This window comes from uncultured Acetobacteroides sp., assembly GCF_963667355.2.
In the GTDB taxonomy this organism is placed as follows: Bacteria; Bacteroidota; Bacteroidia; order Bacteroidales; family ZOR0009; genus Acetobacteroides.
On sequence record NZ_OY763328.2, the window covers coordinates 863,227 to 886,046 of the forward strand.

General features: G+C 50.3%; 20 protein-coding genes. 14 read left to right on the top strand and 6 right to left on the bottom strand.

Annotated features, from left to right (window positions below):
• Nucleotides 1-75: 75 nt before the first annotated feature.
• Nucleotides 76-690, bottom strand: a complete 615-nt coding sequence (locus tag ACHZA1_RS03515; protein ID WP_320053851.1) for a fumarylacetoacetate hydrolase family protein — start codon at nucleotides 688-690, stop codon at nucleotides 76-78.
• A 15-nt stretch (nucleotides 691-705) separates the two neighbouring features.
• Nucleotides 706-1,473 carry a 3'-5' exonuclease gene (locus ACHZA1_RS03520; RefSeq protein ID WP_320053852.1) on the bottom strand — a complete coding sequence of 256 codons (768 nt, stop codon included), beginning with the start codon at nucleotides 1,471-1,473 and terminating at the stop codon, nucleotides 706-708.
• Nucleotides 1,474-1,699: 226 nt separating this feature from the next.
• On the opposite strand from ACHZA1_RS03520, the gene ACHZA1_RS03525 reads away from it, so the two are divergent.
• Both ACHZA1_RS03525 and mazG read left to right on the top strand, forming a co-directional pair.
• A complete protein-coding gene (locus ACHZA1_RS03525) occupies nucleotides 1,700-2,479 on the top strand; it encodes an SAM-dependent chlorinase/fluorinase (RefSeq protein ID WP_320053853.1) in 780 nt (259 codons plus the stop codon).
• A gap of 18 nt (nucleotides 2,480-2,497) precedes the next feature.
• Nucleotides 2,498-3,271 carry a nucleoside triphosphate pyrophosphohydrolase gene (mazG, locus tag ACHZA1_RS03530; RefSeq protein WP_320053854.1) on the top strand — a complete coding sequence of 258 codons (774 nt, stop codon included), beginning with the start codon at nucleotides 2,498-2,500 and terminating at the stop codon, nucleotides 3,269-3,271.
• Between the two features lie 289 nt (nucleotides 3,272-3,560).
• On the opposite strand, the gene ACHZA1_RS03535 is transcribed toward mazG, so the two are convergent.
• Nucleotides 3,561-4,229, bottom strand: coding sequence for a Crp/Fnr family transcriptional regulator (locus tag ACHZA1_RS03535; RefSeq protein WP_320053855.1), 669 nt, complete (start codon nucleotides 4,227-4,229; stop codon nucleotides 3,561-3,563).
• Between the two features lie 428 nt (nucleotides 4,230-4,657).
• On the opposite strand from ACHZA1_RS03535, the gene ACHZA1_RS03540 reads away from it, so the two are divergent.
• The 5 genes from ACHZA1_RS03540 (at nucleotide 4,658) to ACHZA1_RS03560 (ending at nucleotide 9,931) form a co-directional block, all read left to right on the top strand.
• Nucleotides 4,658-5,545 carry a 4Fe-4S dicluster domain-containing protein gene (locus ACHZA1_RS03540; RefSeq protein ID WP_320053856.1) on the top strand — a complete coding sequence of 296 codons (888 nt, stop codon included), beginning with the start codon at nucleotides 4,658-4,660 and terminating at the stop codon, nucleotides 5,543-5,545.
• Nucleotides 5,546-5,688: 143 nt separating this feature from the next.
• Nucleotides 5,689-7,332: a hydroxylamine reductase gene (gene hcp, locus ACHZA1_RS03545; protein WP_320054886.1), complete on the top strand. Its 1,644-nt coding sequence runs from the start codon at nucleotides 5,689-5,691 to the stop codon at nucleotides 7,330-7,332.
• Nucleotides 7,333-7,886: 554 nt separating this feature from the next.
• Nucleotides 7,887-8,435, top strand: coding sequence for a hydrolase (locus tag ACHZA1_RS03550; protein WP_320053857.1), 549 nt, complete (start codon nucleotides 7,887-7,889; stop codon nucleotides 8,433-8,435).
• Between the two features lie 126 nt (nucleotides 8,436-8,561).
• Nucleotides 8,562-9,122, top strand: a complete 561-nt coding sequence (locus ACHZA1_RS03555) for a DUF4251 domain-containing protein (protein WP_320053858.1) — start codon at nucleotides 8,562-8,564, stop codon at nucleotides 9,120-9,122.
• A 170-nt stretch (nucleotides 9,123-9,292) separates the two neighbouring features.
• The gene (locus ACHZA1_RS03560) at nucleotides 9,293-9,931 is read left to right on the top strand and encodes a WbqC family protein (protein ID WP_320053859.1); all 639 of its coding nucleotides are present in this window, start codon (nucleotides 9,293-9,295) and stop codon (nucleotides 9,929-9,931) included.
• 34 nt (nucleotides 9,932-9,965) lie between these two features.
• Here the strand turns inward: ACHZA1_RS03560 and ACHZA1_RS03565 are convergent, their stop codons facing one another.
• Both ACHZA1_RS03565 and ACHZA1_RS03570 read right to left on the bottom strand, forming a co-directional pair.
• Nucleotides 9,966-11,555 (bottom strand): outer membrane protein transport protein, encoded by a 1,590-nt coding sequence (locus ACHZA1_RS03565; protein ID WP_320053860.1) that lies wholly within the window; start codon nucleotides 11,553-11,555, stop codon nucleotides 9,966-9,968.
• A 57-nt stretch (nucleotides 11,556-11,612) separates the two neighbouring features.
• The gene (locus ACHZA1_RS03570) at nucleotides 11,613-12,914 is read right to left on the bottom strand and encodes a hypothetical protein (RefSeq protein ID WP_320053861.1); all 1,302 of its coding nucleotides are present in this window, start codon (nucleotides 12,912-12,914) and stop codon (nucleotides 11,613-11,615) included.
• A 96-nt stretch (nucleotides 12,915-13,010) separates the two neighbouring features.
• Between ACHZA1_RS03570 and proS the strand changes: the two genes are divergently transcribed.
• The 7 genes from proS (at nucleotide 13,011) to tilS (ending at nucleotide 22,317) form a co-directional block, all read left to right on the top strand.
• Nucleotides 13,011-14,486 carry a proline--tRNA ligase gene (gene proS / locus ACHZA1_RS03575; RefSeq protein WP_320053862.1) on the top strand — a complete coding sequence of 492 codons (1,476 nt, stop codon included), beginning with the start codon at nucleotides 13,011-13,013 and terminating at the stop codon, nucleotides 14,484-14,486.
• A gap of 94 nt (nucleotides 14,487-14,580) precedes the next feature.
• Nucleotides 14,581-15,285 carry a hypothetical protein gene (locus tag ACHZA1_RS03580; RefSeq protein WP_320053863.1) on the top strand — a complete coding sequence of 235 codons (705 nt, stop codon included), beginning with the start codon at nucleotides 14,581-14,583 and terminating at the stop codon, nucleotides 15,283-15,285.
• 23 nt (nucleotides 15,286-15,308) lie between these two features.
• Nucleotides 15,309-16,982, top strand: coding sequence for a Zn-dependent hydrolase (locus ACHZA1_RS03585; RefSeq protein ID WP_320053864.1), 1,674 nt, complete (start codon nucleotides 15,309-15,311; stop codon nucleotides 16,980-16,982).
• Between the two features lie 29 nt (nucleotides 16,983-17,011).
• Nucleotides 17,012-17,584 carry a SiaB family protein kinase gene (locus tag ACHZA1_RS03590; RefSeq protein ID WP_320053865.1) on the top strand — a complete coding sequence of 191 codons (573 nt, stop codon included), beginning with the start codon at nucleotides 17,012-17,014 and terminating at the stop codon, nucleotides 17,582-17,584.
• Between the two features lie 242 nt (nucleotides 17,585-17,826).
• Nucleotides 17,827-19,617, top strand: a complete 1,791-nt coding sequence (locus tag ACHZA1_RS03595) for a hypothetical protein (protein WP_320053866.1) — start codon at nucleotides 17,827-17,829, stop codon at nucleotides 19,615-19,617.
• A 54-nt stretch (nucleotides 19,618-19,671) separates the two neighbouring features.
• Entirely contained in the window at nucleotides 19,672-20,949 is a 1,278-nt protein-coding gene (locus tag ACHZA1_RS03600; RefSeq protein ID WP_320053867.1) for an anthranilate synthase component I family protein, read from the top strand.
• 30 nt (nucleotides 20,950-20,979) lie between these two features.
• Complete coding sequence (gene tilS / locus ACHZA1_RS03605) at nucleotides 20,980-22,317, top strand: tRNA lysidine(34) synthetase TilS (protein WP_320053868.1); 1,338 nt, start codon at nucleotides 20,980-20,982, stop codon at nucleotides 22,315-22,317.
• A 234-nt stretch (nucleotides 22,318-22,551) separates the two neighbouring features.
• On the opposite strand, the gene ACHZA1_RS03610 is transcribed toward tilS, so the two are convergent.
• The gene (locus ACHZA1_RS03610) at nucleotides 22,552-22,752 is read right to left on the bottom strand and encodes a hypothetical protein (protein WP_320053869.1); all 201 of its coding nucleotides are present in this window, start codon (nucleotides 22,750-22,752) and stop codon (nucleotides 22,552-22,554) included.
• Between the last annotated feature and the right edge of the window lie 68 nt (nucleotides 22,753-22,820).

The window sequence follows — 22,820 nt, forward strand, 5'->3', positions numbered from 1 at the left end:
TCCGAGGTGGTACGATGCTAAACAAAAATGGTTGGGAGTAGGTCCCAACCATTGTGCGGTATCGTGATGCTAGCTTTACTTCACCTCAAAGTCGAACATCAGGGTATCGGCAATGTAGCCTTGCAGGCGGTCGCCAATGGCAACGGGGCCTACGCCGGCAGGCGTTCCCGTATAGATAAGGTCACCAATTTTCAGGGTGATGTACTGCGATATGTGCGAGATAATGCGGTTGACGCTGAAAAGCATATCGCCAGAGCTGCCCTGCTGCACCACGTCGCCATTCTTAACCAGGCGAAACGGGATACGGTCTACCGATTCGAAATCGGCAATCGGAAGGAACTTGCTGCTAATGGGAGCCGAGAAATCGAACGCCTTGGCAACCTCCCAGGGAAGCCCCTTCTCCTTACATTTCTGCTGCACGTCGCGCGCGGTGAAGTCGATGCCAAGACCAACCTCGCTGTAGTAGCGGCTGGCGAACTTCTCGCCGATGCACCGCCCCACCTTGTTGATCTTAATGATTAGCTCCACCTCGTGCTGGATATCCTTCGAGAAGGAGGGGTAAAAGAAGGGAGCGTTGTTGCGCAGCAGCGCGGTGTCGGGCTTCATAAAGAAGACCGGCTCCTCGGGTACCGGATTGGCGAGCTCCTTAGCGTGATCGACGTAGTTACGCCCTATACAGATTATCTTCATAGCACGATCGAACGATTACTTTACCATCATCCCCAGCTTAATGCGGGTTAGAACATTTTTCGTATAAAGGGGAAAATCGCCGTTCATCATCCAGGCGTAGTAGCCGGGCTCGGCTTGCAGCACCTCCACCACCGGACGCCCCCGGTGCTTGCCGAAGTTGAACACCTCAACATCCTTATCGTTAAGAACGATTCGTCCGGCAAAATCGACGTTGCGGGTCCTTGCCGAGAAATCGGAAAGGAAGTCGATGTCGTTCTTCAGCTCGGGGTAACGGTCGAGCTGCGCCTTGAGCACCTCGTAGGTGGCAACGGTATCGGCCTCGGCGCTATGGGCGTTGTTCAGATCCTTATCGCAGTAGAACTTGTAGGCGGCAACCAGCGTGCGCTGCTCCATCTTGTGGAAGATGGTTTGCACGTCGATGAACTTTCTTTTTTTCAGATCAAAGTCGATGCCGGCGCGGATGAACTCCTCGGCCAAAAGCGGCAAATCGAACTTGTTGGAGTTGTAGCCCGCAAAATCGCACCCTTCGATGAGCTGCACCAGCGACTTGGCGATCTCCTTAAACGTTGGGCAGTCCTTTACGTCCTCGTCGGTAATGCCGTGGATGGCCGTTGATGGGGCAGGAATGGGAATGGTAGGGTTCACCCTGCGCGTTTTCACCTCGGAATGCCCGTCGGGGAATACCTTAAGGATGCAGATCTCTACGATTCGATCGTTTACCATATCGATTCCCGTAGTTTCGAGATCGAAAATTACGAGCGGATTCTTTACGTTTAACTCCATTACTAGATAATTATTTGGGTAAAAGAAGGGTTAAAAACCTCGGCGAAGGTAGTAAAATTAGCAGAAAAGGGCTCGGAGGAGCGGGGGTTTAGCCGCATCTGCCTCCAAATTTCAGCAAAATGCACGCCTACCATCTTTTGTAAGGAATATCTTACTAATTTTGATTGTCGGTAAGCGGCACATCCGCAAAACCACACGATAAAACTCCAACAGCGCTTTAAAACAGATGGCAATTGCAACGCTCACAACCGACTGGTCGCGGCACGATTTCTACGTAGCCGCCCTAAAAGGAGAGATTCTGAAGAGGAATCCAGCGGCTGCCATCATCGATGTATCCCATCAGATTCCCGCATTTCAGCTACAGGGCGCGGCCTACGTCATGCGGAGCGCCTTCCACCATTTCCCCGAGAAAAGCGTACACGTAATAGGGGTGGATAGCGAGCCTACGCCCAAGAAGCCCGTTGTGGCGGTTAGCTACCAGGGGCACTTCTTTGTGGCGGTGGATAACGGGGTGATGGGGCTCATCTGCGACTCGCAGCCCGATGCGGTGGTGACCGTCGACTACGAGGACCAGGGGAACGGCTTCAGCGCGCTAGTGCCCTTTGCCAAGGCGGCGGCGGCGCTCACCTTGGGCGAGCCCATCGAGAGCATCGGAACGCCCAAGCCTTCGGTGAACCATATGCCAATGCTACTGCCGGTGCTCGACGCCAGCTTCATTATCGGCAACGTCATCTACATCGATACGTTTGGTAACATCATCACCAACATTACCTGCCAGGAGTTCGACCGCGTGGCCAAGGGGCGCCGCTACGAGATACTGATCCAGAGCAACCGCTACAAGGTAAAGGCGATCTCCAGCACCTACAACGCGGTGGAGGATGGCGAGTTTGTAGCCCTGTTCAACTCGGCCGGGCATCTGGAGGTGGCCCAGAACAAGGGGCGCATTGCCTCGATCCTGAACCTGGACATGGGCTCGTCGGTGCGCATCAACTTTTTTAACCAGTAGACAAAATCATCATCCATAATGAACGACAAGCAGCAAAGCTTCGACAGGCTTCTGAAGATCATGGACGAGCTCCGCGAGAAGTGCCCCTGGGACCGCGAGCAGACCTTCGAGAGCCTGCGCAGCAACACCATAGAGGAGACCTACGAGTTGATCGACGCCATCAACGCCAGCGACATCCCCAACATCAAAAAGGAGCTGGGCGACATCCTGCTCCACGTGGTATTCTACTCGAAGATGGCCTCCGAGAAGCAGTGGTTCGAGGTTTCGGACGTGGTAAACGCCCTTTGCGATAAGCTCATCTACCGCCACCCGCACGTGTTCGGGCAGGAGCAGGCCGAGAGCGCCGCTCAGGTGCTCCGCAGCTGGGAGGAGCTGAAGCTAAAGGAGAAGGACGGCAACAAGAGCGTCCTCTCGGGCGTGCCCAGCGCGCTTCCGGCGCTCATCAAGGCCAACCGAATTCAGGAGAAGGTGCGCGCCGTGGGGTTCGACTGGGAGGAGCGCAGCCAGGTGTGGGACAAGGTGCAGGAGGAGCTCGACGAGCTGCGCGTGGAGGTGGAAGCCATGAACCGCGAACGGATGGAGAAGGAGTTCGGCGACCTACTCTTCTCGGTGGTCAACGCCGCTAGGCTCTACGACATCGACCCGGAAGCCGCCCTGGAGCTCACCAACCGAAAGTTCATCAAGCGCTTTGGCTACCTGGAGGAGAAGACCATCAAGCAGGGGCAGCCCCTCAAGGATATGTCGCTCGACCAGATGAACGTGATCTGGGAAGAGGCTAAGAAGTACGACTAACGGCAAGGGCAGGTTCGAAACCTGCCCTTGCTGCTTATGTCGGGTAGACGATTTCGGTTCCGATTACTACCGCCCGACATCTCGGGTAGACGATTCCGGTTCCGATTACTACTACCCGACATCTCGGGACGACGATTCCGGTTCCGATTACTACCTCCCGACATCTCGGGACGACGATTCCGGTTCCGATTACTACCGCCCGACATCTCGGGTAGACGATTCCGGTTCCGATTGCTACTTCCCGACATCTCGGGACGACGATTCCGGTTCCGATTACTACCTCCCGACATTACCGGATAACCTTCACCAGCCCTGTTCTATTGAGCAGCGTTACCCTGCGGCGGTCGAAGGCGACGAGGCCATCGCGCTCCATCTCGGCAAACACGCGCGCCAGCGACGAGCGGGTGACCCCGAAGTAGTCGGCCAGTTCCTGCTGCCCCATGGGGAGCGAGAAGGTGACGAGCTGCCCCTTGGCCAGGTCGAGCAGGTAGTGCGCCAGCTTCTCCTTGATGGACCGAAACGAGAGGAAGTAGAGCTTGTTCGAAAGGAAGGTGGCCCGGTTGGACATCATGTCGAGGTAGTTGGTGAGCACCTGCGAGCTGGCCTGCATGATGCCCACCATCGACGCACGGGGGATGACCACCACCTTCACCACATCGTTGGCCACCACATCGACTGGCAGGCGGTTGTTCTGCCCAAAGAGAAAGGCGGGGGCAATGGGCCGCGGCGCCGAAATATCCTCGATTTTTACCACCTTGCCCGAGTTATCCACCATCTCTCCCTTAACGCTGCCCTCCAGGACAACCATCAGCCCCGTGTACTCGTCGTCGCGCGAGGCCAGCACGTTGCCCTTTACGTAGCTCTTTACGGCGTAGGGATACATCGACAAAAGGGTTTCCAGCTCCACAGGATCAACTCCATGGAACAGCGGGCAGCGGGATAGCAGGGTAAAATTCATGTTGGTTGGTTTATTATGTTGGTCTAAAGTTCATACAAACATTCCCCTAAAGTCCTTCGCTTACTAGCAGCACTTCATCCCCTCCTTCGGAGGGGCAGGGGTGGGTTTAGGCAATTTCAGATAGCAGATATCTCCCTTTGCATATGAAGTTCAACATCAATCAGCGAATTCTAGTTAAAATGCATGATACCAGTTTTACCCAACCCCTACCCCTCCCGAGGAGGGGATCAGGAGCGCTGATTAAGCGTTACTGCAAATTCTTTCGTAGAGCCGCACGGCCGTGCAGTTCTACCTCCCATTCGTCTAACTTCTGCTCAAAGTTAACCATAAAAAATGTTTGCGGTTTGTATCATATGGTACAGACTAGGGGCTGAAGTTGCCGTAGCTTTGCCTCATCAAAAGAACGTAAAACGACAAAACTGAAACCCATGATACGCGACATTGTTAGGATAGACCGAGAGCTGTGCACCGGATGCGGCGACTGCATCACCGGATGCCACGAGGGGGCGCTACAGCTAATAGACGGAAAGGCAACACTGGTGAGCGAGCTGATGTGCGACGGCCTTGGCGCCTGCATTGGCACCTGTCCGGTTGGCGCCATCACCATAGAGAAGCGCGAGGCCGAGGCCTACGACGAGGTGGCCACCATTATTGAGATGATCCCTAACGGCAAGAACGTGGTAACGGCGCACCTGCAGCACCTGCTCGACCACAACGAAACGGAGTACCTCCGCCAAGCATTCGGCTACCTACGTGATAACGAGAAGAGCATTCCATTTAATATTAACGAGGTGATAGACTCGCTGAAGCAGAAGGTGCAGCCAGCGGTTCCACAGATGCACCACCATCACCATGCCGGTGGCGGATGCCCCGGATCGGCAGCTCGCACCTTTGCGCCTAAGATGGCGACGGCTCCTACGGCCGACGATCAGCCATCGGCGCTTACCCACTGGCCTGTGCAGCTGCACCTGATTAACCCTGCTGCGGCACACTTCAAGGGATCAAACCTGCTGCTAGCCGCCGACTGCGTGGCCTACGCGCTGGCCAACTTCCACAGCAAGCACCTACAGGGTAAAACGCTGGCCATTGCCTGTCCGAAGTTGGACTCCAACAAGGAGGTGTACGTACAAAAGATCACCGCTCTAATCGATAGCGCCGAGGTTGACACCATCACCGTAATGCGCATGGAGGTTCCCTGCTGCGGCGGTCTGGTGCAGATGGCGCAGCTTGCCCGTGATGCCGCCAAGCGAAACATCCCCATTAAGGTGGTGGAGGTAGGCATTCAGGGGGAAATACTTGAATCGAAGTGGATCTAATTACAAGAAGTTAGATATTAGATGTTAGATATTAGAAGAACGTCCAATCGTCCTTTCCCAGAATATCAAGCATCTGCCATCTAAAGTCTAACGTCTAATATCTAATGTCAAAAGACTAACATCTAAAATAAAATACCATGAGCATGTTTTGCTACCAATGTCAAGAAGCAGCTAAAGGATTTGGCTGCACCATTAAGGGTGTATGCGGGAAAGACGCATCGACCTCTAACCTTCAGGACCTACTGCTATTCGTAAATAAGGGGATCAGCATCCTCCATACCGAGCTACGCGCTAAAGGATACCAGAGCAGCGCCGTCGATAAGTACGTTATCGACTCGCTGTTCTGCACCATCACCAACGCCAACTTCGATGATAACGCCATCAGCAACCGCATCATCGAGGGGCTTGAGATTAAGAAGAACCTTATCGCCGAATGCAGCAAGCAGGGTATCGCCATTCCCCAAACCATAGAGGTTACCTGGACAGGCACCCGCGAGGAGTTTGCCGCAGAATCGACCAAGGTGGGCACCCTATCGCTATCCGACAACGAGGATATCCGCTCGCTGAAGTCGCTCATCATCTTTGGGCTTAAGGGCATGGCCGCCTACGCCGAGCATGCCGGCAACCTAGGCTTCGAGGACAATACCATCAGCGCATTCATCCAGGATGCCCTTACGAAGACCACCCGCACCGACATCGGTGCCGACGAGTTGGTAGCCCTTACCCTCGAAACGGGCAAGTACGGCGTTACCACCATGGCGCTGCTCGACAAGGCTAACACCACCCGCTACGGCAACCCCGAAATCACCAAAGTGAACATCGGAACACGAAATAACCCAGCTATCCTCATCAGCGGTCACGACCTGAAGGATATGGAGGAGCTGCTGGCCCAAACCGAGGGCACAGGCGTTGACGTGTACACCCACAGCGAGATGCTACCCGCCAACTACTACCCTGCCTTTAAGAAGTACAGCCACTTTGTGGGTAACTACGGCAGCTCGTGGTGGAAGCAAAGAGACGAGTTCGAGACCTTTAACGGCCCCGTGCTCTTTACCACCAACTGCATTGTGCCACCGCTAGGCAGCGCCACCTACAAGGATAGAATCTACACCACCGGCTCGGCAGGATTGGAAGGGGCTACCCACATCGGTCCACGTGAGGATGGTAAGACGAAGGACTTCTCGGCAATCATCGAGCACGCCAAGCGCTGCAAGGCGCCTACCCAGATTGAGGAAGGCGAGATTATCGGTGGATTTGCCCACGAGCAGGTGTTTGCCCTTGCCGACAAGGTGGTGGATGCCGTTAAGTCGGGTGCCATCCGCAAGTTCTTTGTGATGGCCGGATGCGATGGCCGCATGAAGGATCGCAGCTACTACACCGAGTTTGCCGAGCAGCTGCCAAAGGATACCGTAATCCTTACCGCAGGTTGCGCCAAGTACCGCTACAACAAGCTTCCGCTGGGCGATATCGGAGGAATCCCTCGCGTTCTCGACGCCGGGCAGTGCAACGACAGCTACTCGCTGGTCCTGATTGCCCTTAAGCTGAAGGAGGTATTCCAGCTAAACGACATCAACGAGCTACCCATCGCCTACAACATCGCCTGGTACGAGCAGAAGGCCGTTATCGTGCTGCTTGCCCTGCTACACCTCGGCGTAAAGAATATTCACCTCGGGCCAACCCTCCCCGCCTTCCTATCGCCCAACGTGGTGAAGGTGCTGGTGGAGAACTTCGGCATCGCCGGTATCAACACCGTCGACGAGGACATTAAGCTATTCATGGGAGCCTAGTCCCCATTTGCTAGGAATTTTGAATTGTAGTGGGGCGCACTTCGGTGCGCTCCACATTTTTTCAGTCTCTGAGGTACAAAGGGCACAGCGATTTTCTATGCCTGTTTGTCTGCCCTTTCCTACTCCTTACTCCCTATATCCCCTGTTCCCGACTCCCTTTTGTTCAATACGGAGGCATAGCAGCACCAGCCCTCCTTTACGACCAACATTGAATAGCCGCCTTTAACCCAAAGAAGCCCCTTTGTACCATATACAAATCGGCCAACGGAACTCCGGGGACACCTTTGTACCATATACAAACCATCCAACGGAACTCCGGCGAAGCCTTTGTACCATATACAAACCATCCAGCGGAACTCCGGCGAAGCCTTTGTACCATATACAAGGCACCCAACGGAACTCCGGGGACACCTTTGTACCATATACAAGGCGCCCAACATCCCCAGAGGAACGCCTCTACCTGCGGTAAAATCACCGCCAAGCGCATCTTCTAGCACATTTTAGCTGCTAACCGTGTGCGTTTTACGTAAAACGAAACATAAAAAATCAACGCCATGCGAGTAGAAGGTAACAACATCATGCTGAATCCCCAGTTCAACCGCGAGAGCTGGGACGATGTAGAGTTTGTGTGGAACCACAAGCCCTTCATCCGCACCACCGTGTCGGAAGTCATGCACTTCCCCATTGTCGACAACCTTGAGACCGTCAACCAATCGCTGCTCCACAAGGCCTACAAGATGAACATCATCCCCGACGATAACGAAGCGCTGCTGCTGCGCCACCCCGTATCCCCCTGGAAAGAAGAGGTGCTCCTATCCGTCACCAAGCCGGTAGCCGATAAGGACTACATCGAGCTGTCGGGCACCTTCCGCAGCCGGGTTTTCGAAGGAAAGAAAACGCAGCTGCGCAGCTTCTTCAGGCAGATGGAGGCCTTCCTCATCGGGCGCAACGAGCGGCCGTTGACGTACTACGTAAACCGGGTAGCCACCAGCAAGGATGCGCAGGGCGAGGAAATCTACACCTACGTGATCATTGCCCAGGTTGCCAACCTCAGCAAGACCTCCGAGCCGCTCGATGTCGACCGCTGGTTCCCTTTCACGTAAAAGGCCATTTTATGGCTGCCAAAAACGATCAGCACTAACAGGAGCATCTAGGGGATAGGCGGTAGCCTGTCCCCACCTATATTAAAGTTGGACGATTCACCCATATTAATCGAAGAGTTTCCCCTTATGAAAAGAATAGCAACGCTGCTAGCACTGATCGTTCTCCCCTTTGCGGGGCTGCTAGCGCAGGATTTCAGGGAGCTAACCCCTCAAGAGCGAAAGGAGCTGCGCAAGAAGGAGCAGCAGCAGCTCGACTCCACCAGCTACGCCAAAGCGGTAGAAGCCCTATCCGCGCAAACCTGGGTACTCGAAGCCTACACCATACAGGGGCAGCGGGGCAGCCTCTACTTCGTCAACAGCACCACCAACTTTGTTATGATGGACAAAGAGAAGTCAACCGTGCAGCTGGCCTCGCCCTACCGAGCTGGCTACAACGGGCTGGGTGGCATCACCGTCGAAGGTAGCATTAGCGGGTATAAGCTCGAAACCGATAAGCATGGAAACGTCAGCGTACGGTTCATGGTGGTTGGCGTGGGCATCAACGCCGAGATCTTCATCACCCTAACGGCCAACTCCAACCGCGGCGAGGCGTACATCTCGCCCAACACCTGGGGCCGACGAATCACCTACAAGGGTAACATCGTTCCTCTTGAGGATTCCAACGTCTACAAGGCCATGCCCCTATAGCAGGAGCAGCGGCAAGCACCAATAATAGCAGGGGCCGAAGGTTTAGCCCGCCGAATCGACCAAGGGAGATGCCCGAGGTACGATATGTCGACAGGAGAAACGTCCGGCCCTTTTTTGTGCCTTTCAATTTTGCCTGCGGATTGCTACTTTTGCCCGACAAAACAACGACAATGCAACCCGTAGTCCTATCTACCGCCTACTTTCCACCCGTACAGTACCTCTGCAAGCTGATAGCCGGCAGCGTAACCATCGAAGCCCACGAGAGCTACCTCAAGCAGAGCTACCGCAATCGCTGCAGCATCCTTGCCGCCAACGGTCCCATGGCGCTCACCGTACCCGTAGTAAAGTGGCATGGAGAGAAGATGCCCATCGCCGAAGTACAGCTCGACTACAACAAGCCCTGGCAGAAGCAGCACTTCAAGTCCATCGAATCGGCCTACAAGAGCTCGCCCTTCTACGACTACTACATCGACGACTTCATGCCCTTCTTCGAAAACCGCTACGAGCGCCTGTTCGACTTCAACCAACAAATCCTAGAGACAATCCTAAAGTCGCTCTCCATAGCGCCCAGCATCGGCTACACCACCAGCTACGACAAAGTAATCGAGAACAAGATCGACCTGAGGTACGCCATATCGCCCAAGGAGAGCCAGCAGCAGCCCGACCCGCACTTCGCCCCAGTGGAGTACTACCAGGTATTCGCCGACCGCCACGGCTTCACCCCCAACCTCTCCATCCTCGACCTCCTCTTCAACGAAGGTCCAATGGCCAAGAGCATCCTAGAGCAAAGCATAAAAAAAGGCGAGTAGCAACACCCGCCTTTCATTTTATATTCTGATGAACCTAGAACTTAAACCCTAGCGTCACAATGTACGAATTACGGTTGATGTTGGACGTAGCAGTGCCCGAGTAGATGTCAACCGTTGAGTTGGCATCCTTATAGTAGTAGTCGTATAACGAATAAGCATTTTTCATCGTCATAAGGCTATACGCAAAGTCGAAGAAGAACGAACGAGTGCGGTAGCCAAAACCAGCAGAGTAAACGTTTGTAGCATTATCGGAATTGATGAAATCCTTTTTGTAAGGATTTTGGTAGTACTGATAACCTGCACGAAAGGCAAGTTTATCCAATTTAAGTTCACCACCTACTCTTGCGTTTATTGTATTGCGGTAGCTATTATCAATGGCACTATTAATATTATTAAAAAGTGTTCGATAATCATTCGAACCATGAATTCTCATTCCAGCATAGTTTACCCAATCAACATCAGCACTAATTATGCCGTAGTTTCCAAGAATAAATCCAAGGCTCCCCGTAAGACGTTGTGGAGATGAGATACGATAGCTAAAGGTATTGATTGGGGTATCGTACTCTGCAAAACCATTGTTAACATTCAAAAAGGTTGAATTCATATATGCCGAATAGTCCTCATCAATCGAATTCCAAGTTGGCGATTGGTAGGAAACCCCTATACGAATCTCTTGAATTGGCTTAAGGATCATTCCTAAGCCTAACGATACTCCTGTACCATAAGCGTTGTAAATCTCTTCGTAATTCAGTTCATTGAAATTTGACAGGTTGTTCTTATCTGCTTGTTCGTGGTAGTTCTTTGTCGAATGGTAATTGATGTTTGTGATATTTAGCGAACCTCCAACGTAAACCACATCCATCAAATTTCCGCCAAAAGCAATATTCACTACATCATTAAAACCACGAACCTCTTCCCATTGATCCTGAAAAACGGCATCATTCAGCCCTTTCTTGTCAATATCTCTTGCGTATGGCGCATAATATGGATCCTTGGCATACCTTGTTCGAGCCAATGGAGTAAGATAAAACTGATTATTGTTATCTGAACTAGCAGGATCCATTAAATACGTTTTCCAAGCAAGAATAGAGTTCCAAGGCAAGTTCGAATCAAATGGATTTTGGCTTAACAGATCAACCTGCTTTATTCCATAGGATTTTTCTGCAAAGTAGTCGGTAATAGAATTTTCGTTATTAACACCAGACAAGAAGGTATTCTGATTAAAATCATTCAGTCTGTTGTAGGAAATACCGAGATTGAAATTCCGAAGTTCGCTATTAGAGTTATTGAAAAAATTCAAAACAAGACCTGCATTACCGACATTTACCGACGTATGTCCATCAAAAGACCTATCGCCACGATAATCTATTTTTTGGTTGCTGTTAAGAATTCCAGTAGAGAAAGTAAACTCCGAAGAGCGGTAAACACCTACCCCTGCTGGGTTTATCATAAACGAGGACATATCGCCCCCTAGCGCACCAAAGGCACCACCCATGGCGGTAAACCTTGCCGATCCCTTCATGTAAGTTTGCGAAAAGCGGAGCACATCAGTTTCGCTTTGGGCAAGGGCGCCTACAGCCATCAGGCTGCAGGTTCCCCCTAGTAGTATTGCGCGAAGTCTCATAATCACACGTATTAGTTGTTATTTAAGTGGGTTGGTTGTAATCATTGTTATTAAGCATTACCTACGTCCACGGCTGCTACCCGAACTTTCCGAACGGCTACTCGACGATGAACTACTAGAGCTAGACGAAGAGCTTCTTGATGGCGACGAATAGCTGCTACCCGAGTTGTAGCTGCTGCTACGCGATGGGCTATTGCTGTCGTTATTGCTGCGCGATGGGTAGCTACGGCTATTGTCGTAAGAGCTGCTGCTCTCCGATCTTGGCACAACGGCTGTCGAGTTGCGACGCTCGTACGTCCTTGATGCTCCAGAACTGCTTCCCTCATTAAATACAGGCTGACCAGAGCGCGTTGGCCTGCTATAGGTATAGGTAGGCGTATACGCCTCTCTGCTGCTGCTAGGCTGACGGGTAGGTGTAGTAATTACCGAACGTCGCGTCGTAACCGATTGGTAATCGCGAGCGGATGTTCCACTCTGATAGGTACGCGAATCATCTCGCCTTACAGAAGAACTACCCCTGCTCGAACGGATCACATCAGAATTACCATCACGGCTCACCCTCGATGGATTGCTGGTATTTGAATAGCTATACCCTCTCGAAGACGGATAGTTGCGAACACTTGGCGTTCCGTAACGCATGCCACCATCGCGTGGGCCGTAAACAACATCACGATACCCTCTCCCCGAGTAGTAGCCATCATGATAATGATGTCCATATCCACCCCAGGAGTTGCCGTAATAAGGATAATCCCAGTAAGAATCATAACCCCAACCCCAGTTGGTGCTCAATCCCCAGCCCCAACCAACACCAAAACTCATGTTCCATGAATTTCTGTATGGGCTGTAGTAAGGTCCAAAGTTAACGTACGAGTTGTAGTATGGATAGCCAAACATCGAGGAGATGTACTTAGGCTCTGCCCATATCGTATTCCCCATTACGATGACGTTATAGAATGCAGGATCGTAAGCTGTAGCATACCACATATTTTGCGAATAAGCAGCACTCGATGGCATGCCATACCATGGATCTTTATATCCCAACTCTCGATTACGCTTTGCTTTTTCGTAGGAATCGGCTAAAACATCCTGGTAAGGATTGCCTGTCGAATCGGATTCAGAAGCAACATAAATGGTATCCGCCAAAGTTCTATTGGTTTCATTAACTAAATCGTTATACGACTTATCAAGAGGCACCCGCTTACCATTCGAAGCGCTTACCACTTGTTCCTTAGCGTCTTGTGTTGGGTTGTAGTAGATATCGTCGCCAGCAGAACTACCGCCTAGCCTCGAACTCGTACCACAAGACACCCCAAGAAGTGCTATAGGAACCAGCAATGTGAATAATTTTAAAGCTTTCATAATGACCCTCCAGCGTTTTATGAGAAACCGATTTTATTTATTTATTTTGCGTTCACAAATCTTACAAAAATAAAGCAAATTTCATACCAAAGTCGCATGGCAAAGGAAGTAACTCCACGCTCGGAGAATTATTCGCTTTGGTACAATGATATTGTACTAAAAGCCAACTTAGCTGAGAATTCGGCAGTCAGGGGCTGTATGGTGATTAAACCCTACGGTTACGCCATCTGGGAAAAGATGCAGCGCACCCTCGACCAGATGTTTAAGGATACAGGCCACGAAAATGCATACTTCCCGCTCTTCATCCCGAAGTCGTTTCTTAGCAAGGAAGCAGCCCATGTTGAGGGATTTGCTAAAGAATGTGCCGTAGTAACCCACTACCGCCTAAAGAACGATCCAAATGGCAAAGGTGTTGTTGTTGACCCTGAAGCCAAGCTAGAAGAAGAACTCATCGTTCGCCCTACATCGGAAACCATTATTTGGAACACCTATAAGAATTGGATTCAGTCGTACCGCGATCTTCCAATTCTCGTCAACCAATGGGCCAACGTGGTACGCTGGGAGATGAGAACTCGTCTCTTCCTCCGCACCGCCGAATTCCTTTGGCAAGAAGGCCATACTGCACATGCAACTTCACAGGAGGCATTAGAAGAAACTGAGAGAATGATTAATGTTTACGCCGATTTTGCGGAGAACTGGATGGCCGTGCCGGTAACCATTGGCCGTAAATCGCCAACCGAACGTTTTGCAGGAGCCGTTGAAACCTACACCATTGAGGCAATGATGCAGGATGGCAAGGCACTTCAATCGGGAACCTCTCACTTCTTGGGTCAAAACTTTGCAAAAGCTTTCGACGTACAGTTCACCAATAAGGAAGGTAAACTCGATTACGTATGGGCAACCTCTTGGGGCGTATCAACCCGTCTAATGGGTGCACTAATCATGAGCCACTCCGACGATAACGGTTTGGTTCTACCTCCAAAGTTGGCGCCAATCCAAGTTGTAATGGTACCTATATACAAGGGAACCGAAGAACTTGAAAGCATCAGCGGCAAGCTAAAGGAGATCAAGAAGCAACTTGAAGCAAAAGGCATTTCGGTTAAACTTGATGATAGAGACAACTTTAAGCCAGGATTCAAGTTTGCAGAATACGAACTAAAGGGCGTACCTGTTCGCGTTGCAATGGGCCCTCGCGACTTCCAAAACGGCACCATCGAAATTGCCCGTCGCGACACACTCGAAAAGCAACTTCTTTCGCAAGAAGGAATTGCAGACTATATCGAGCAACTTCTTACCAACATCCAGCAGAACATCTACAATAAGGCTCTTAACCATCGTAAGGAAATGACCACCAAGGTTGACAACTACGATGAATTTAAGCGTCTTCTCGATGAAAAGGGAGGTTTCTTTCTATGCCACTGGGATGGAACTGCTGAAACCGAAGAACTCATCAAGGAGGAAACCAAAGCAACCATTCGTTGCATTCCGCTAGAAGGCGAAATGGAAGAAGGCAAGTGTATGGTTACAGGAAAACCATCCAAACAACGCGTGATTATTGCTAGATCTTACTAGTCAAGTTGTATAAAACACAAAAAAAGGGGGAAATAATCGTTCCCCTTTTGCCATTTTTATATATTTATGGCTCGAATAAAAACAAATAACAGTCATGGATTCTGACCCGCAGGAAAACAAGCAAAACTTAAACGGCATCATCGATATCCTTCAGCTAAAGACCAACATTAAGCAGAAAGTATACGATAATACTTTCGAAGTATTCAACCAGTTAAAGGAGATGCTTCACGAGTTAACCAACGATATCAACGAAGAACTTTCCGGCGTAGACCGCAGGGTGAAATTGGAATATCGCGATCGAGGTAAGTTTGAAGCAGAAATCCGTATAGCCGAAGACATTCTTATCTTTAGCATGCACACTAACGTTTTCCAATTCGACAGAGATCACCAAATTTGGAAAACCTCCTATGTTGAGCAGGATAAGCTTAATGCGCTTTGCGGCGTAATTAACATCTACAACTTCCTTACCGATTCGTTTAAGTACAACCGACTTGATGACCTCGGCTACCTTATTGGCAGAATATTCATAAACAAGGATCTGAACTATTTTGTCGAAGGGAAACGTCAAATGGCATTCTTGTACAGCAACTTTGGGAATTCACCCATAACACCAGATGCTCTAAAAAAGATAATTGAGACTGCGATTGTTTATTCTCTAGAATTTGATTTGCTGGTTCCCCCATACGACACGGTAAAGATTGCCTCGGTTGCTCAAATGAACACCAAGATCGAGAACTCGAAAATGCAAACGGGGAAACGCCTTGGTTACAAGTTTAATTCTGACGATGTTAACGGATAAATTGACGTCTACAAATATTAAAAATGAAGAATAAATTCCTTTTTGGACTAGTTGCCGCTACACTCCTCTTTACTGCATGTGGAGGTGGTAACGACAATAAAAAGACTGCTAAAGTTGACCTAAAAGCAAAAGAAGAAAGCACTCTTAACGCTAAAGTTGCCGAGTATGCTGATTTCAACCTAACCGCAGACATAAGTAACCTGTCGGACAAGGAAAAAAAGATTCTCATCAAGTTATTTGAGGTAAGCCGCATAATGGATGACATATACTGGCTACAAGCATTTGGAGATAAATCGCAAGTACTTGACACCATTAAGGGAAAAGCTGCAAAGAAGTATTTTACCATAAACTATGGTCCATGGGATCGATTAGATGGTAATAAGTCATTTATTAGAGGATTCGAAGAAAAACCACTTGGGGCAAACTTCTATCCTACCAATATGACGAAATCAGAGTTTGAAGAGTGGGATTCTGCCGACAAAAAAAGCCAATATACAATTGTAAGACGTGATGAGGCTGGACAACTGGCATCTGTACCCTACTCTGTTGCCTATAGCGAACAAATCGAAAAAGCCGCAAAGCTGCTCGATCAAGCAGCCAAGTTAGCAGATAACAAGCAACTGAAAAAGTATCTTGCAACAAGAGCAAAATCATTCCGAACTGACAACTACTACCCAAGCGATTTGGTTTGGATGGATATGAAAAATAGCAACATCGATTTTGTTGCTGGACCTATTGAGAACTACGAAGACGAGCTGTTTAACTATAAAACCGCTTTCGAGGCGTATATCTTATTAAAAAACCATAGCGAAACAAAGTACTACAACCAGTTTATTAAGTATCTGCCTAAACTACAAAAGGCATTACCTGTTCAGAAGAAGTACAAGAAAGAAGTTCCAGCCAAAGGGTCTGACATCGGCGTTTACAGCGCCATCTACTATGCTGGCGATTGCAACGCTGCTGGCAAAACCATCGCCATCAACCTTCCAAACGATCCTAGAGTGCAGCTAAAGAAGGGTAGCCGCAAGCTAATGCTTAAAAATGTAATGGAGGCTAAGTTTAACCTCATCGTTAAACCTATTTCGGAGGTGGTTATCGATCCTTCGCAAGCCAACTTGGTTACCTTTAACGCATTCTTCCAAAACACCATGTTCCATGAGGTAGCTCACGGACTTGGAATCAAGAATACAATAAATAAAAAAGGTGCCGTTCGTGAAGCACTTAAAGAGCAATACAGCGCACTCGAAGAAAACAAAGCCGACATTCTCGGTCTTTACATGATTGGAGAACTCGTGAAGCTAAAGGCGCTTCCTAAAAAAGCGCTGATGGAGAACTACGTAACCTTTACGGCTGGCATCTTCCGCTCGGTTCGATTTGGAGCAGCCAGCTCACATGGAAAAGCCAACATGGCAACCTTTAACTACTTTGTCGACAATGGTGCTATTAGCAGAAACAACAAGACAGGCTACTACACCATCAACGAGCACGCGATGAAGCAAGCCATCAAAAATCTATCGCACGAGATTCTTGTTATCCAAGGAAATGGCGACTACGAAGCTGCTCTAAAAAGAGCAAGCGAGAAAGGAACAATACCTGCAACTCTTAAGAAAGACTTAAAACGTATAGATAGCAAGCATATCCCTCGTGACTTGAATTTTATTCAAGGTCCAAACGAGGTTGGGCTGTCTAAGTTTTAGTACCTAATTTTATAATCAAGGCTGTTAATATGGATCTTTCATTTTCTTTTATCAAATCCATTTCGAACATTTACGATGAAATGATCGAGAATGGATTTTCGTTGGTGTATCTAGGGGAATTTAACCACGAGATCACGCGCATGTTCACCAACATGACAGAATCAAGCATGGAGCGAAATAGCGAAGAACGTTCGGTTCAGCGCAAGGTTTTCCATGTGATGGTTGAGACCCTACAAAACATGAACAAGCATTCCGATGAGCTGAGTAAAAGCAGCCAAACCGGAAGCGGGCTTTTTATTATCGGAAAGAAAAACGACACCTACTACGTTATTACCTCCAATAAGGTAGCCGCGGAACATCGCGTTATTCTCGAAGAAAACCTCATAAAGGTGAACAACGCCACGAAGGAGGAGCTGAAAGAGATGTACAAAAAGCAAATGAAAGAGGGGATGTTAACCGAAAAAGGTGGTGCAGGACTCGGACTTATCGACATTGCACGAAAAACTGAGGAGAAGCTAAACTTCCAGTTTATCCCCTTCGATGACGACTACTACTTTTTTATATTGAAAGTCGAAGTCAGCACAAAGAAAATCTACCAATAAAGCAAGCAAACATAATAGAGAAGAGAGGCCAACAGCCTCTCTTCTCTATTTATACTCGTACGACTTATTTTTTATCGTATTTTAGTCGCAGAAATTACCAGCCTAATATGCGAGGATTACGATTGCTTTTGGTCTCCCTATTTTGCCTGCTTCTATTTAGCGCAGAAGCAAAGCGACCCAAAGTATCGAAAGACTCGGTTCTTATTAAAAGCCCAGCAAGAATTCTTCTTGGGAAAAAGGAGATGGTAATTTCTAAAGACACCATACTCTACCTTCCCGACTCTGTTGAATTGGTTATTCTCCGCAAAAACAAAAAAGTTAAAAGAATAATTAAAAACAACAATGCCATAATCCAGCACCTCAATGCCTGGGTATTCGCAGGGAAGCCCGACACATCTCAAATCAATACCGGAAGGCAGGAGTACCTAGACCTCTTTAGTGGCAAAATAGTTCGCAAGATCACCATCCAAAATATAAACGTATTTGGGGCGACCGTCAGCTACTCGAAGCCAAACGAGGAGCTAACGCTAATCGAAAAAACAGGCAATCGCATCCACCGAAACACCCGCGAAAAAACGCTTAGAAACTCGCTAAACATCCAAGAGGGGCAGGTAATTGCCCCCTACGAGCTTTCCGAAAAGGAGGTGATTATTCGTAACCTCCCCTACATCTCCGATGTGATGATTACCCCCAAGGAGGTTCCTAACACCGACTCGGTGGATTTGAATGTTGCCATTCAAGATATCTGGTCAATTGGCTTTCACTGGGAGCCATACTCTGCTGCAAAGGGTTTTGTTGAAGTATACGACGAAAATGCGTTTGGATATGGCCATGAAGCTGTTGTCAGAACCCGATACAACAATCAGCGTAGCCCCTCCGTCGGCTACGAAGCCTACTACACCATCAACAATATTGGAAAGGAAATTGTACGCATAAAGGCCGGCTTTGCAAATTACTTCGACCTCAAGAATCTGATCTTGGACGTACAAAAAGACTACTACTACAAGAGCAACTACGCCTATGGGCTGACGCTGCAGAAGTATCAGGACATGATACAATTCCCCCTGCATCAAACAAAATCATCAGTAGAAGAATTCCATAACGATATTTGGGTAGGACATGCCTTCCCGATTTTTCTGAGTCACCAGTTCGATGTCAACAAGCCGCAGCTGTACGTTGCTGCCCGAATTACCAACAACCGATTCTGCGGTGATCGATACGTGTCCATTATCGACAATCCGCTTTACCACGACCAAACCGCCTACCTAAGCTCCGTAGCCATTGCAAAGCAGTGGTACACCCAAACCAAGCTGCTGCTCGGCTATGGGCGTACCGAGGATATTCCGTCGGGCTATAAGCTAGAGCTGGTTGGCGGCTTAGAAAAAGGCGAATTTCGCAACCGCCCCTACTTTGCGATGAAAACATCGCAGGGAGGGATTGTGGATGGGATAGGCTACCTTAGGGGCTATGCGGAGCTCGGAGGGTACGTTAAGAACGACAGCATCCAGCAGGGGACAATCAGAACCGGTTTTTTCTACTACTCGAACCTTTTTAAGCTAGGCGTATACCGCTTCCGCCAATTTGCTAGCCTCGACTACACCCACGGCTTCAACCGGTTCAGAGGTCTCCAGGAAAGCCTTTACCTCGACGAGTACAACGGAATCAGGGGCTACGAGGGCGACAGCACCAAAGCGCAACGCAGGCTCAGCTTCCATCTCGAAACAATCGCCTACTCCCCCTACGCCCTGTGGAACTTTAAGATGGCTTTCTTCGCCTACTCCGATCTTGCATGGATGAGCGGACACGGCAACAGCCCCTTCAAGGGACCAATGTATAGCGGCTTTGGCATTGGAGTACGGATCAGGAACGACAACCTTGCCTTCAAAACCTTCTCCATCCGGCTAGGCTTCTACCCCCGAGTGCCATACGGAGGGACAATAGACCAATTTGAGATGTCGGGTTCCGACAGGTTGCGCCTTTCTGGCTTCAAACCCACCAAGCCCGACTTTGTCCAGTACCAAAATCAGCCGTAGCCACCCTCGCCTTTGGGTGCCTTTACGTACATTTGCGGCATGAATGTCTCGGAAATGATTCTTGAAGCAAAAAAGCGGCTACTCTCCTGGGGAAACCAATTCGGCATCTTTGCGCTGATCGATAGCAACGGGCTATCCCAAAATCCTGTTGAAACAGAATTCAGCCAATACGCGCTAGTTCTGGCTGCCGATGTGGATGCTGAAATGTGCGAGTCGGAGGCTCCATTCCGCGAGCTGGAGACCTTCGTACGCAACCAGTACGCCTTCGGATTTCTGGGCTACGACCTTAAGAACTACGTGGAGGATCTCACCTCTTCGAACCTCGATAACGTAGGCTTCCCCGACATCCACTTCTTCATTCCAAAGCATATCGTTGCCGTAGACTGCGCTGGGAATTTTACGGTTCTAAAGTCGGACAGAGACAGCGCCTCTATCCTTGATGAAATAAGCCGATGCCCGTTCGAGGCGAAGCCCCACAAACCGCTAGCGGTGGAGAGCCGGATTAGCCACAGCGAGTACATCGACTCCGTAAAGCAGATTAAGGAGCACATCCGCCGAGGCGACATCTACGAGATGAACTTCTGCCAGGAGTTCTTCGCAGCTGCTGCCGACATCGACCCGCTGACCACCTACATCGAGCTGTCAACCGTATCGCCAACCCCATTCGCCTGCTTCTACAAGCTGCACGACAGGTACCTCATATCCGCATCGCCCGAACGGTTCCTGCTTAAGCAGGGCAGCCGCGTTATCTCGCAGCCCATAAAGGGAACCATCCGCCGGGGAAGCACCCCCGCCGAAGATGAAATGCTAAAGCAGGAGCTTCGGAGCAACCCCAAGGAGCAGGCGGAAAATGTGATGATCGTTGATCTGGTTAGGAACGACCTCTCGCGAACGGCCCGAGATGGGTCGGTAACCGTCACCGAACTGTTCGGCATATACCCCTTTCGCCAAGTTTTCCAGATGATCTCGACGGTAGAGTCGGAGGTTAAGGAGGGCATCAGCGGCGTGGAGGTCATCCGCGATGCCTACCCCATGGGATCGATGACGGGTGCGCCCAAGGTTAGCGCCATGCGGCTCATCGAACAGTTCGAGAGCACCAAGCGCGGGCTCTACTCCGGAGCCGTTGGCTACTTCACCCCATCGGGCAGCTTCGACTTCAACGTGGTTATCCGCAGCATACTCTACAACCAGCCGGCGCGCTACCTCTCGTTCTCGGTTGGCGGCGCCATCACCTTTAGCTCCGATCCCGAAGCGGAGTACAACGAGTGCCTCGTAAAAGCCAAGGCCATCATGGAGGTATTGGGCAAAAAAAGCGGGCAACATAACGATTAAGCTGCTACCTTTACTCGAAAATTGAAGGGAATGCCACTTGCATCACGATTTCACAGCTTCGTAGCGCACAACGAGCTGTTCGACAAGGACGATCGAATTCTGGTTGCCATCAGCGGAGGGATTGACTCCACCACCCTGCTCCACCTCCTGGTGAGCCAGGGGTATACCGTTGCCATAGCGCACTGCAACTTCGGTCTACGCGCCGAGGAGTCGGATGGCGACGAGCGCCACGTGCGCAGCCTCCAGCAGCGCTTCGGCATCGAGGGCTACTACATCCGCTTCGACACCGAGCGCGAGGCCGAAAAAGAGGGGGAATCCATCCAGATGGCGGCCCGCAGGCTCCGCTACGAGTGGTTCAAGCAGCTCTGCAACACCGAAAACTACCAGTACATCGCCATCGCCCATAACGCCGACGACGTTGCCGAAACCTTCTTCCTCAACCTAACCCGAGGCACCGGCATCAAGGGGCTCACGGGCATCAAGCCTAAGACCGGGCGGGTGGTTCGCCCGCTGCTCTTCGCCCCCCGCTGCGAAATCGAGGAGTACGCCAGGCATCACCAAATCGAGTTTCGCGAAGACTCCACCAACGCCAAGGACAAGTACGCCCGCAACCGCATCCGCCACAACGTCATCCCCCAGCTAAAGATCATCAACCCCTCCTTCAACCAAACCATGCTCGACAACATCGCCAGGCTTCAGCTGGTCGAAGATTTGGTAACCCAGGAGGTTAACAGCTTCAAGCGTGATGCCGTAGCCGCCACCGCCGACGAGCTCCGCGTCAGCATCCGCAAGCTAAAGTTCAACCGTAACGCCTCGCTGCTGCTCTACGAATTCCTGTGCGAGTACGGCTTCAACAGCACCCAAACCGAAGGCATCATCCACTCGATAGAAAGCGGCGAATCGGGGCGCCAGTTCCTTAGCCCCAGCCACCTGCTCGTGCGCGACCGCGACCACCTCATCCTCTCGCCCATCAAAAAGGACAAAGCCGATAATATTTATCAGATTGATGCCGATTGCAGCTCCATCAGCAGCCCTGTTAAGCTGAAGTTCGATGCCCTAGATACGTCCGTACCATTTCAAATTGATAAGCGGCCCACCACCGCCTGCCTCGACCTGGGCAAGCTCCGCTTCCCCCTCACCCTGCGCCGGTGGAAAAGCTGCGACGAGTTCGTCCCCCTTGGGATGAAGGGCACAAAGAAGCTAAGTGACTTCTTCATCGACCAGAAGATGTCCATCCTCGATAAGGAAAACCAGTGGCTGCTCTGCTCGGGCAGCGACATCGTGTGGATTGTTGGCCGCCGCATCGACGACCGCTACAAGCTCACCGACCAAACCGAATCGGCCTACATCGCAACCCTGATGGCGTAGAGACGTGTTTCAAACACGTCTCTACCTGTACAGACGCGTTTAAAACGCGTCTTCTCGCACCTTCTCCACATATCCGCCACCTCCACTATCATCTCCCCGGCAGATGCCGATTTTCTGTGCAGCCGCGTTTGAAACGCGGCTCTACCAGCCTTCACCCACCCGGTAGATATCGATTTCCACATGTACGATACCTCCAACTAGTCGTCCGATATCAATTACTCGTACAGACGCGTTTCAAACGCGTCTCTTCGTGCCTCCACCCACTAGGTAGATGCCAATTTCCACATGTACGATACCTCCAACTAGTCGTCCGATACCGATATCCACCCGTCCGATGCTTCCACCCACATGTACGATGCCTCCACCCACCCGGTAGATATCCATTTCCACATGTCCGATACCTCCAACTAGTCGTCCGATACCGATTCCCCGCACACCCGAGTTTCAAACGCGCCTCTCCCATTCATTATCCATCACCCCCACCTTCTTATAGGATTTGTAGC